The following is a 12,424-nucleotide window of genomic DNA, read 5'->3' as shown; positions in this document are numbered from 1 at the left end:
CCCATTGCCAACCGCACGCAAGCGAGAGAGAGAAACGCTGTGCAACGACGTGAGTTCCTGGCTTTTTCCGGTCTGGGCCTGGCGGGCCTGCTGCTGCCGCATTCCCGTGCCATCGCCGCCGAGCAGCTGCTTGCCCCGGTCGATACCGCCCAGCGCAGGCGCCTGGCGGACGTGGCGCTGGCCGCCGCACGCACCGCCAAGGCCAGCTACTGCGATGTCCGCATCGGCCGCTATCTCAACCAGTCGGTCATCACCCGCGAACACCAGGTCGGCAATGTGACCAACCGCGAGTCGTCCGGCGTGGGCGTGCGCGTGATCGTCAACGGCGCCTGGGGCTTCGCCGCCACCCATCAGCAGACCGAGGCCGCCGTGCGCGCCGCAGTCGAGCAGGCGGCCGCGATCGCACGCGCCAACGCCAGCATCCAGACCCGGCCGGTGCAGCTGGCGCCGACGCCGTCGGTCGGCGAGGTGCGCTGGCAGACGCCCGTCCGCAGGAACGCGATGGCGGTGCCGATCCAGGACAAGATCGAGCTGCTGCTGGCGCTCAACGCCGCCGCGCTGAATGCGGGTGCTGACTACATCAATTCCACCCTGTTCCTGGTCAACGAACAGAAGTACTTCGCCTCCAGCGACGGCTCGTTCATCGACCAGGATATCCATCGCATCTGGCTGCCGTTCACCGCCACTGCCATCGACAAGGCCAGCGGCAAGTTCCGCACCCGCGCCGGTCTGTCCTCGCCGATGGGCATGGGCTATGAGTTCCTTGATGGCGATGCGCGCGGCAAGGTGCATCTGCCGGGTGGCATCACCGCCTACCGCGACTCCTACGACCCGGTCGAGGACGCCATCGCGGCCGCCCGCCACGCGCGCGAGAAACTGAAGGCGCCGTCGGTGAAGCCCGGCAAGTACGACCTGGTGCTGGACCCGTCCAACCTGTTCCTGACCATCCACGAGAATGTCGGTCACCCGCTGGAGCTGGACCGCGTGCTCGGCTACGAAGCCAACTACGCCGGCACCAGCTTCGCCACGCTGGACAAGCGCGATGCTGGCTTCCGCTGGGGCAGCGACATCGTCACCTTCTTCGCCGACAAGACCCAGCCGGGCAGCCTCGGCGCCGTCGGCTACGACGATGAAGGGGTGAAGACGCAGCGTTGGGACCTGGTGCGCGACGGCATCCTGGTTGACTACCAGGCCACCCGCGATGAAGCCCATATCCTCGGCCGCGATGCATCGCATGGCTGCAGCTATGCCGATTCCTGGTCCAGCGTGCAGTTCCAGCGCATGGCCAATGTCTCGCTGGCGCCGGGCAAGCAGCCGCTCAGCGTCGAGGACATGATCAAGGACGTGGAGAACGGCATCTGGATCCACGGCCGCGGTTCGTATTCGATCGACCAGCAGCGCTACAACGCGCAGTTCGGCGGCCAACTGTACTACCAGATCAAGGACGGAAAGATCGCCGGCATGGTCGAGGATGCGGCCTACCAGATCCAAACGCCGGAATTCTGGAATGCCTGCACCGCCATCTGCGATGAACGCGACTTCCGCCTGGGCGGTTCGTTCTTCGACGGCAAGGGCCAGCCCGGCCAGGTCTCGGCGGTCTCGCACGGTTCGTCCACCACCCGCTTCAACGGCATCAACATCATCAACACCGCGCGCAGTCTCGGCGCTTGAGCCACCCATCCTTCGACATGGAGAGCAGCCTTGCAAAGACGTGACTTCCTGGCCCTGACCGGGCTTACCGCGGGCGGGCTGATCGTGCCCTCCTTCTTCGGCAAGGTGATCGCCGCCGAACAGCTGCAGAGCTCGCTGGACCTGGGGCTGAAGAAGCGCCTGGCCGATGCGGCGCTGGCCGCCGCCCGCCAGGCCGGCGCCACCTACTGCGACGTGCGCATCGGCCGCTACCTGCGGCAGTTCGTGATCACCCGCGAGGACAAGGTGCAGAACGTGGTGAACACCGAGTCCACCGGCGTGGGCATCCGCGTGATCGTCAACGGTGCCTGGGGCTTTGCCGCCACCAATGCGCTGGGTACGGCCGATGTGGCCAAGGCCGCGCAGCAGGCGGCGGCGATCGCCAAGGCCAATGCCGGCGTGCAGACCGCGCCGGTGCAGCTGGCCAAGGCGCCGGGCGTCGGTGAGGTGAGCTGGCGCACGCCGATCCGCAAGAATGCGATGGAGGTGCCGATCAAGGACAAGGTCGGCCTGCTGCTGGACGTCAACGCCGCCGCAATGGGCGCCGGTGCCAGCTTCGTCAACTCGATGCTGTTCCTGGTCAACGAGCAGAAGTACTTCGCCTCCACCGACGGCTCCTACATCGACCAGGACATGCACCGTATCTGGGCGCCGATGACGGTCACCGCCATTGACAAGTCCAGCGGCAAGTTCCGCACCCGTTCAGGCCTGTCCTCGCCGATGGGCCTGGGCTACGAGTACCTGGATGGCGCCGCCGCGGGCAAGGTGGTCGGCCCCAATGGCGTGGTCAACTACAGTTCTTCCTACGACATGAAGGAAGACGCCATCGCCGCTGCCAGGCAGGCGCAGGAAAAGCTGAAGGCACCGTCGGTGAAGCCGGGCAAGTACGACCTGGTGCTCGACCCGTCGCACACCTGGCTGACCATCCACGAGTCGATCGGCCATCCGCTGGAGCTGGACCGCGTGCTTGGCTACGAGGCCAACTACGCCGGCACCAGCTTCGCCACCCTGGACAAGCGCGAACAGCATTTCCAGTACGGCAGCGAACTGGTCAACATCTTCGCCGACAAGACCCAGCCGGGCAGCCTCGGCGCGGTGGCGTACGACGATGAAGGCGTGAAGTGCAAGCGCTGGGACCTGATCAGCAACGGCAAGCTGGTGGACTACCAGACCATCCGCGACCAGGCCCACATCCTCGGCAAGACCGAATCCGACGGCTGCTGCTATGCCGACTCGTGGTCCAGCGTGCAGTTCCAGCGCATGGCCAACGTGTCGATGGCACCGGGCAAGAAGCCATTGAGCGTGCCGGACCTGATCAAGGACGTGGAGAACGGCATCTACATCATCGGTGATGGTTCGTTCTCGATCGACCAGCAGCGCTACAACGCGCAGTTCGGCGGCCAGCTGTTCTACGAGATCAAGAACGGCCAGATCACCCGCATGCTGGAAGACGTGGCCTACCAGATCCGCACGCCGGAGTTCTGGAACGCCTGCACCGCCGTGGCCGACGAGCGTGACTACCGCCTGGGCGGTTCGTTCTTCGACGGCAAGGGCCAGCCGGGCCAGGTCTCGGCGGTCTCGCACGGTTCGTCCACCGCGCGCTTCAACGGCATCAACGTCATCAACACCGCACGCAGCCTCGGCTGATCGGTCAGGAGCCCTTACACCATGAGTATCTTCACCGAAGCCCAGGCCAAGGCCATCCTCGACAAGGTCATCGCCCTGTCCAAGGCCGACGAATGCACCGCCGTGCTGGCCGGCGCGATCGACGGCAACATCCGTTTCGCACTGAACAATGTCTCCACCAGCGGCATCGTCGACAACACCGAACTGGCGGTCACCGTTGCCTTCGGCAAGCGCGTCGGCACGGCCTCGATCAACGAGTTCGACGATGCCGCGCTGGAACGCGTGGTGCGCCGTGCCGAAGACCTGGCCCGCCTGGCCCCGGAAAACCCGGAGTTCATGCCGGCCATCGGCAAGCAGACCTACCGCGCCAGCCCCACCTTCAGCGAATCCACTGCCGCGATCGATCCGGCTTTCCGTGCCAAGGTTGCCGCAGATTCAATCGCGCCGTGCCGTGGCCATGGCCTGATCGCCGCCGGCTTCCTCGAAGACGGCCAGGGCTTCCAGGCCACCGCCAACAGCAACGGCAACTTCGCCTACCAGCGCACCACCAACTTCAATTACACCTGCACCGTGCGCACCGAGGATGGCCGTGGTTCGGGCTGGGTCGGCCGCAACCTGAAGGATGCGGCTGACTTCAAGGCGGACCAGGACATCCGCATCGCCATGCGCAAGGCCACCGAATCGGCCGAAGCCAAAGCGCTGGAACCGGGCAAGTACACGGTGATCCTGGAGCCGGCTGCGGCGGCCGGCCTGATCAGCTTCATGATGAACTTCTTCAGCGCACGCTCGGCCGATGAAGGCCGCAGCTTCCTGTCCAAGAAGGGCGGCGGCAACAAGCTGGGCGAGCAGGTCTACGACCCGCGCGTGACCATGATCGCCGACCCCTGGCATCCGGACGCACCGGTGCTGCCCTGGGACAACGAGGGCCTGCCCCGCGAGCGCATGGCCATCATCGAGAACGGCAGGATCGCCAACCTGGACTACTCGCGCTTCTGGGCGCAGAAGCAGGGCAAGACCGCCAAGGCGTCGCCGGGCAACCTGCTGATGAGCGGTGGCGACAAGAGCACCGCCGAACTGGTTCGCGGCACCCAGAAGGGCATCCTGGTCACCCGCACCTGGTACATCCGCATGGTCGATCCGCAGACCGTGCTGCTGACCGGCCTGACCCGCGACGGCACCTTCTACATCGAGAACGGCCAGATCAAGCATCCGGTGAAGAACTTCCGCTTCAACGAATCGCCGGTGATCATGCTCAACAACATCGAAGAGCTGGGCAAGCCGGTGCGCGTGGCCGGTGATGAATCCAGCTACGTGATGATGATCCCGCCGATGAAGCTGCGCGATTTCACCTTCACTTCGCTGTCCGACGCGGTCTGATGGATCGCCGGGCCTGCCTGCGCTGGTTGGCCGCTGCCGCTTCGGCGGCGGCGCTGCCAGCCTGGGCACAGGCAGGCCCGCGCAGTTCGCGCTACGACTTCTGGTTCACCCGCCTTCAGTACGACTCCGGTGACTGGGACGTGGACGCGCGCATGCCGTCCAACCTGATCACCTCGCTGATCGACTACACCTCGCTGCGCGTGGACCCGCAGGAACACGTGGTGGCGCTGGCCGACCCACGCATGCTGGAAGCGCCGTTCTGCTACCTGGCCGGGCACACGCTGGTGGAATTCAACGCCGCCGAGCGGCAGAACTTCGTGCGCTACGTGCGCAATGGCGGCTTCGTCTTCGTCGACGACTGCAACCACGATATCGACGGCCTGTTCGCTACCTCGTTCGAGGCGCAGATGGGTCGCCTGCTCGGGCCCAGGGCATTGCAGAAGCTGCCCAACAGCCACCCGCTGTACCGCAGTTTCTTCCGCTTCCCGGATGGCCCGCCTGCCACCAGCTTCGAACTCAACGGCTGGGGCGACGACCTGGTGCACGACTACCTGAAGGGCATCGAGGTCGACGGCCGCCTGGGCCTGCTGTACAGCAACAAGGACTACGGCTGCGAGTGGGACTACGACTGGCGCAACAAGCGCTTCCTGGCCGAAGACAACACCCGCTTCGGCGTCAACATCGTGATGTACGCGTTGAACAACTGATAGGACCTGCACGCCCATGACCTCCCCCGACCTCGATTCCCTGCTGCCGCGCCTGGATGAGCTGCGCGCCGCGCTCGCACGCGCAGTGGTGGGCCAGAACACCGTGGTCGAGCAGCTGCTGATCGGCCTGCTGGCCGGCGGCCACTGCCTGCTGGAAGGCGCACCCGGGCTCGGCAAGACCCTGCTGGTGCGCTCGCTCGGCCAGGCACTGGAGCTGCAGTTCCGGCGCGTGCAGTTCACCCCCGACCTGATGCCCAGCGACATCCTCGGCACCGAGCTGCTGGAGGAAGACCACGGCACCGGCCATCGCCACTTCCGCTTCCAGCAGGGCCCGATCTTCACCCACCTGCTGCTGGCCGACGAACTCAACCGCACCCCGCCCAAGACCCAGGCCGCACTGCTGGAAGCGATGCAGGAACGCACGGTCAGCTACGCTGGTACCACCTACGCGCTGCCCGCGCCGTTCTTCGTGCTGGCCACGCAGAACCCGATCGAGCAGGCCGGAACCTACCCGCTGCCGGAAGCGCAGCTGGACCGCTTCCTGCTGCACGTGCTGGTGGATTACCCCAGCGAAGACGAGGAGCGGCAGATCCTGGAACAGACCACCGGCGGTGCCACCGACGCGGTGCCGAAGGTGATGGATGCCGACGCGGTGATCGCGCTGCAGGCCGCGGTGCGCCAGGTGCATGTCAGCCCGGATGTGCTGGCCTGGATCACCCGCCTGGTGCGCGCCAGCCGGCCCGGCGACGGTGCTCCGGCGGCGATCAACCAATGGGTGAAGTGGGGCGCCGGCCCGCGTGCCGGCCAGTCGCTGGTGCTGGCAGCGAAGGCACGCGCACTGCTGCAGGGCCGTTTCGCCGCCACCCGCGAGGACGTGCAGGCGCTGGCCGCGCCGGTGATGCGCCATCGCCTGCTGCTGTCGTTCGCCGCCGAGGCCGAGCAGAAGCGTGCCGACGACGTGGTCGCCGCGCTGCTGCAGGCCGTGCCCTTCCCGGGTTGAGCCACGCGTGAACGCAGGTACGCCGTTGACCCTGCCGCCGGAACTGCGTGCGCGCCTGCGCCTGCTGCGGTTGCGGCCGCGCCTGGCCAGCGGTGCCAGTGACATCGGCCAGCACGCCAGCCGCAGCCGCGGTGCCGGCCTCGAATTCGCCCAGTACCGTGCCTACGAACCGGGAGACGAACTCCGCCAGATCGACTGGAAGCTGTATGCACGCTCGGACCGCTTCTTCGTGCGCGAGTCCGAACGGGAAAGCCCGATCACGGTCTGGCTGCTGCTAGACGCCACCGCTTCGGCCAATCAGGCGGATCGCGCGGTACCGCAGCACTCGCGTCTGGACCATATGCGCGGCGTGGCCGCGTGCCTGGTTGAGCTGGCCTTGCAGCAGGGTGACCGTTTCGGCCTGCTGGCAATCAATGGCGATGGCCTGCAGCTGGTCCCCGCGGCGAACGGCGCACGCCAGCGTGATCGCGTGCATCTGCAACTGCATGCCCTGCAGGCGCGCGGCGCCTGGCCTGCGGCCGATCGCCTTCGGCCGCTGTGGGAGCGCGTGCGCCCGGGCGACCTGCTGCTGGCAATCGGCGATGGCTTCGACGATGCCGGCATCGTGCTGCTGGAACAACTGGCCAGCGCGCGCCGCGAAGTGGCACTGCTGCAGATCCTCACCGCCGACGAGCGCGACTTCCCGTTCGACGCCGGCCACCGCTTCCGCGACCCGGAGACCGGCGAGGAACTGCTGGGCGATGGCGCGGCGATCCGCGCTGACTACCTGCAGCGCTTCGCCGACGCACGCAGCGCATTGCATGCGCGCCTGCAGGCCAACGGGATTGCCAGTGCCACCGGCTGGCTCGACCAGCCGCTGGACCAGGCGCTGCAGGCGCTGTTTGGCCGTGGGGGCGATGCATGACCCTGCTGTTCCCGCTCGGCCTGGCCGCGCTCGCTGCAGGGTTGCTGCCGCTGCTGATCCACCTGGCCCGCCGCCATCCGTACATGCCACTGGATTTCGCCGCGCTGCGCTGGCTGCGCGCGCAGATACGGCCACGCCAGCGCATCCGCTTCGATGACTGGCCGTTGCTGCTGGTGCGCCTGCTGTTGCTGGCCGCACTGGCCCTGCTGCTGGCACGACCTGTGTTGACTGGCCCGACGGCGCCTCCCGCTGCATGGACCGTGGTAGCGCCGGGACTGGATGCTACGACCCTGCGTGGAACGGCCGAGGATGGCAACTGGCACTGGCTGGCACCCGGCTTCCCCGCCATTGATCAGGCACCCCCTGCAGCCACCGACTCCCTGCCCAGCCTGCTGCGCGAACTGGACGCGCAGCTGCCCGTCGGCACCGCATTGACCGTGCACGTTCCCGATCCCCTGCCCGGCCTGGATGGTGCCCGCCTGCAGCTGTCGCGCGACGTGCAGTGGCACACGCAGCCGATACCGGTCACTGCGCAGCCGAGTGCCGCGACGTCGCCGCGCCTGCGCGTGCACAGCGATGCTTCGGCCACTGCCCAGCGCTGGTTGAACGCACTGCAGCGCGCGTGGGGCGTGCAGGCACCGCTTGCTCCGCTGCCGGCGGATGCCCTTCCGGAGCGCGGTGAGATCGGCGTGTGGAGCCGCAGCGATGCACTGCCGGCGAACTGGCAGGCGTGGCTGCGCGGCGGCGGTCGTGTCATGACTGCCGGCAAGCCTGCTGCCAGCGCCCGCATCCTGCTGCGCGATGCCGAGGGCGCACCGCTGCTGTGGCAGCAACGCATCGGCCACGGCTATCTGCTGGCGCTGCCGGGTGACTGGAATGCCGCCAGCAACCCTGCGCTGCGCGATCCGCGCCTGCCACGTGCCCTGCTGCTGGCGCTGCAGCCGCCTACGGCCCCGCGCCTGGGCGATGCACGTGACCAGGCACCGCAGCGGGCCGCATTGCCTGCTGCAACACCACCGCTGCGTGAGCCCACGCCTTGGCTGTTGCTGGCCGTCGTGCTGCTGTTCGCGCTGGAACGCTGGATGGCCAGCAGCGCCCGGCGCAGGGTGGCCGCATGAACACCCTGCAGCACGCCTGGCAACGCGCACGCCGCCGCCGTGCGCTCATCACCCTGCTGTTGGGCCTGCCATGGGCGCTGGCCGCCACGGTGCCGGCCCTGCGTCTTGCGGGCTTCGATATCGCCTGCGTCGTCGGCACGGTCAGTCTGCTCGCGTGTGCGGCCTTCGCTACTGCGCGTGCCCGCCAGCTGGACCGGCAGTGGCTGCAGCGCCAGCTCGATGGCAGCGGTGCCAGCGAGGACAGTGCCGATCTGCTGTTCGCCGATGCCGCCACGCTCAATCCGCTGCAGCAGCGCCAGCGCACGCATGTGCTGGCCATGCTGGAATGCGCGATGCCGGAGCTGCGTCCACGCTGGCCGCGTGGGGCATTGGCGCTGTGCTGGATCGCAGGCCTGGCCATTGTTGTGCTGGCATTCGGCTGGCCACGTTCCAGCCCCGGCTCCGTGCCTGTCCGCACGCCGGTGCCTGGCAGCGCTGCTGCTGCGGGCCCGCTGCGCCTGCAGTCCACCCGCCTGCGCATCGACGCGCCGGCCTATACCGGCCAGGCCACGCTCACCCAGAATACGCTGGATGCGAAGGTTGCCGCCGACAGCCGGCTGTCCTGGTCCCTGCGCTTCGACCGCGCCCCGGACAAGGCGTGGCTGCAGTTCCACGATGGTCGCCGCTTGCCACTGAGCGAGCGCGAAGGACAGTGGCAGGCGCAGGATGTGGCACGTATGCCGCTGCTGTACCGCGTGGTGAGCGAACCGGCACTGGCAGAGACCCGCCTGCATCGGCTGGATGTGGTGGCCGACCGTGCACCCAGCGTGCGCGTACTGGAGCCCACGGCCAGCCTGGTGCTGGGCACGCCGGGGCAACGGCAGTGGGCACTGCGCTTCGAGGCCAGCGACGATTACGGTGTCGCGGCGCAGGCAACGCTGTCGATCACCACTACCCAGGGCAGCGGTGAGAACATCACCTTCGTGAAGCGCAGCGTCACACTTGCCGGCAGCGGCGAAGCCACCGCGCGGCGTTTCGCCCACACCCTTGATCTGGCTACGCTGGGCGCGCAGCCTGGCAACGATGTGATCGCCCAGCTGGAGGTACGCGACAATCATGCACCCACCCCGCAGACCGGGCGCAGCAGCAGCGTGATCCTGCGCCTGCCCAGCGCCGAAGTCGCGCTCGGTGCAGAGCTCGAGGGCCGCATCAAGAAGACCCTGCCTGCGTACTTCCGCAGCCAGCGGCAGATCATCATCGATGCCGAAGCGCTGATCCGGCAGCGACGCAGCCTGGCCGCCGAGGACTTCGTGAAGCGCAGCGATGCGATCGGTGTCGACCAGCGCATCCTGCGCCTGCGCTACGGCCAGTTCCTGGGCGAGGAAAGCGAAGGTGCGCCGAAGCCGCCGTCGACCAGCGACCTGCCCACCAGCGATGCGCCGACCGCAGACGGCCACGACGACGATCACGAACACGACCATGGCGCGCAGGCCGGCGCGCAAGACGACCATGGCCACGATCATGGCAGTACAGCCAACGCAGATATCCCGCCGGTGTTCGGCAGCGAGACCGACGTGCTTTCCGAATACGGGCACACCCATGACCACGCCGAGGCGACCACCCTGCTCGATCCGCAGACCCGCGCCACGTTGAAGGCCGCGCTGGACCAGATGTGGTCGGCCGAAGGCGAGCTGCGCCAGGGCCGCCCGGAGCAGGCGCTGCCATTTGCCTACAAGGCGCTGGGCTTCATCAAGCAGGTGCAGCAGGCCGAGCGCATCTACCTGGCCCGGGTCGGGCCGGAGCTGCCACCCATCGATGAAAGCCGCCGGCTGGGCGGTGATCGCGCCGGACTGGCCAGTCGTGAACTGCCGTTGGCCGCGCGAACCCCGCCGGACCCGGCCATCGTTGAAGCCTGGCAACGCCTCGGTGATGACAACGGCGCACCGGATCTCGATGCGCTGGCGGCCTGGCAGCAGCGCAACGCCGCCTACCTGCCCGATGCACTCGATCTGGCTGCGGCCATCGAGCAGCTGCGCATCGAGCCCGACTGCGGCGACTGTCGCCAGCGCCTGCGCGCACAGTTGTGGCGGGCGCTGCAGCGGCCGCTGCCACAGGCGATGCGGCGCAGTGCCGCCGATGCGATGGGCCAGCGCTACCTCGACGCGCTGGAGGCGCAGCCATGAACGCCTCCGCTGTGAACCTGTGGATTGCACCGGCACTCGCCCTGATCGTGGTCATCGCCAGCGTGCGCCAGCTGCGTGCGGACACTGCGCACCCCGGCCGCCGGTGGGTCGTGATCGCACTGCAGATCATCGTCGCCACGCTGCTGTATTTCTGCCTGGCGCCCCCCACCCGCCAGCAACCCGCAGGCGGGCTGGTCGTGCTTGGCGTCGATGCGGGCAAGGCCGGCGCACTCCCGGCCAGCGAAGGCCCGCTGTTGCTGTTGCCGGAAGCTGCCGATGTGCCCGGCGCACAGCGCGTACCCGACCTGGCCATCGCGCTGCGCCAGCATCCGGCCGCCACGCTGACGCTGGTCGGTGCGGGCCTGGTCGCACGTGACCGCGACGCGGTGCTGCCGCCGGATGTGCGTTGGCAGGCTGCACCGGAGCCGCGCGGCTGGATCGCGCTGCAGCCGCCGGCCGATGTCGCACCCGGTGCCCGCTTCGACGTGCTGGCGCAGGCGCGTGGCGCGGCCAAGGCGAAGGCCGAACTGCTCGACCCGGCCGACAGCGTGGTCGATCGCACGGACGTTGCCGACGACGGTCGCGTGCAGCTGAGTGGCATCGCCCGCGCCGAAGGCCGCAGCGTGTTCCAGCTGCGCCTGCTCGATGCCGACGGCCATGTGGTGGACAGCGTACCGGTGCCGCAGCAGACCCTGCCGTCCGCACCGCTGCGCCTGCTGGTGCGCGCCGGCGCGCCGGGTCCAGAGCTGAAGTACCTGCGGCGCTGGGCAGCCGATGCAGGCATCCGTGTGCAGGTGCAGGCGGATACCGGGGCCGGACTCAGCATCGGCGATGGCGCGGTGTCGATCGATGCAGCATCGCTCACGCGCAGCGATCTGTTGCTGCTGGACGAGCGCAGCCTGGCGGCATTGAGTGCGGGCCAGCTGGCCGCCGTGCGCCAGGCGCTGCGCGATGGACTGGGCGTGCTGGTGCGCAGTGCGGGCGCACCTTCGGCCAGCGCGCGGCAACGCCTTCGCGATCTGGGCCTGCCAGTGCAGGGTGATGGCAGCAGCCACCCCCTCGAACTTCCCGGCGATGGCGAAAGCGCGATCCTCGCCGCACGCCGTGGCCCGCTCGCCGCTGGCACATTGCCGACCGGCTACGGCGAAGAGGCCGACCGCAGCTCGCACAGTGCCGCGCTGCCTTCGCTGGAAGCACTGGCGTTGCATGCGCCGGGCAGCAACGCGCTGCTGCACGATCGGGGCGGCCAGGCCGTCGGCGGCTGGCGCGCGGTCGGCAAGGGCCGCATCGGCCTGCTGCCGCTGACCGACAGCTGGCGCTGGGTGCTGGCAGGCCGTGATGACCGCCACGGCGAACTGTGGAGCGACGTGGTTGCCACGCTGGCACGCGCGCAGGGCAGCGGTGATGCGCTGTGGTCACCACAGCCGATCAGCTGGGCAGGCGAACGGCAGGCGCTGTGCGGCGTGCAGGCGCCGCTGCAGGCCTTCAACCCGCGTGGCGACAGCGTGCCGCTGATCGCCGATGGTGCAACGTCGGCGCTGCGCTGCGCCGGCTGGTGGCCCCGTGAGGCAGGCTGGCAGCGCCTGCGGCATGGCGACAGTATCGTCTGGCGCTATGCATTCGACCCGAAGGACGCACCTGCACTGCATCGGCAGGCGATGATCGATGCGACCACGCAGGCGTTGGCCTCCAGCACGTCGGCGAACGCGTCGGTGATGCAGCCCGTGCCGGGCTCACGCTGGCCGTGGTGGCTGGCGTTCGTGTTGTGCGCATCGCTGCTGTGGTGGCTGGAACGGCGGCGCTGACCCGGGGTCGGATCCCTTTCGCCCGCGAAAGGGCTC

General features: G+C 68.5%; 9 protein-coding genes. All 9 read left to right on the top strand.

The genetic code is table 11. The features are described 5' to 3' along the window. Nucleotides 1-39 precede the first annotated feature (39 nt). The 9 genes from AC5P9N_RS09960 to AC5P9N_RS09920 are packed head-to-tail and all read left to right on the top strand — an operon-like array spanning nt 40 to nt 12,388. Entirely contained in the window at nt 40-1,671 is a 1,632-nt protein-coding gene (locus AC5P9N_RS09960) for a TldD/PmbA family protein (RefSeq protein ID WP_164094171.1), read from the top strand. A gap of 30 nt (nt 1,672-1,701) precedes the next feature. Further along, the gene (locus AC5P9N_RS09955) at nt 1,702-3,336 is read left to right on the top strand and encodes a TldD/PmbA family protein (protein WP_099484015.1); all 1,635 of its coding nucleotides are present in this window, start codon (nt 1,702-1,704) and stop codon (nt 3,334-3,336) included. A 21-nt stretch (nt 3,337-3,357) separates the two neighbouring features. After that, nucleotides 3,358-4,692, top strand: a complete 1,335-nt coding sequence (locus tag AC5P9N_RS09950) for a TldD/PmbA family protein (RefSeq protein WP_005407529.1) — start codon at nt 3,358-3,360, stop codon at nt 4,690-4,692. Next, nucleotides 4,692-5,399: a DUF4159 domain-containing protein gene (locus AC5P9N_RS09945; protein ID WP_099484014.1), complete on the top strand. Its 708-nt coding sequence runs from the start codon at nt 4,692-4,694 to the stop codon at nt 5,397-5,399. The genes AC5P9N_RS09950 and AC5P9N_RS09945 overlap by 1 nt, the downstream gene beginning before the upstream one ends. Before the next feature lie 16 nt (nt 5,400-5,415). Continuing rightward, nucleotides 5,416-6,399: an AAA family ATPase gene (locus tag AC5P9N_RS09940; protein ID WP_005407527.1), complete on the top strand. Its 984-nt coding sequence runs from the start codon at nt 5,416-5,418 to the stop codon at nt 6,397-6,399. Between the two features lie 7 nt (nt 6,400-6,406). Beyond that, entirely contained in the window at nt 6,407-7,303 is an 897-nt protein-coding gene (locus AC5P9N_RS09935) for a DUF58 domain-containing protein (RefSeq protein WP_099484013.1), read from the top strand. Further along, nucleotides 7,300-8,421, top strand: coding sequence for a BatA domain-containing protein (locus AC5P9N_RS09930; protein WP_208180499.1), 1,122 nt, complete (start codon nt 7,300-7,302; stop codon nt 8,419-8,421). Before AC5P9N_RS09935 ends, AC5P9N_RS09930 begins: the two co-directional genes overlap by 4 nt. Further along, nucleotides 8,418-10,583 carry a hypothetical protein gene (locus tag AC5P9N_RS09925; protein WP_099484012.1) on the top strand — a complete coding sequence of 722 codons (2,166 nt, stop codon included), beginning with the start codon at nt 8,418-8,420 and terminating at the stop codon, nt 10,581-10,583. The genes AC5P9N_RS09930 and AC5P9N_RS09925 overlap by 4 nt, the downstream gene beginning before the upstream one ends. Further along, the gene (locus AC5P9N_RS09920; protein ID WP_099484011.1) at nt 10,580-12,388 is read left to right on the top strand and encodes a hypothetical protein; all 1,809 of its coding nucleotides are present in this window, start codon (nt 10,580-10,582) and stop codon (nt 12,386-12,388) included. The genes AC5P9N_RS09925 and AC5P9N_RS09920 overlap by 4 nt, the downstream gene beginning before the upstream one ends. Nucleotides 12,389-12,424: the final 36 nt, after the last annotated feature.

The organism is Stenotrophomonas sp. YJH_SMC_6, from assembly GCF_059371335.1.
The sequence above is the reverse complement of the archived record's forward strand: the minus strand, read 5'-3'. Positions and strand labels throughout refer to the sequence as shown.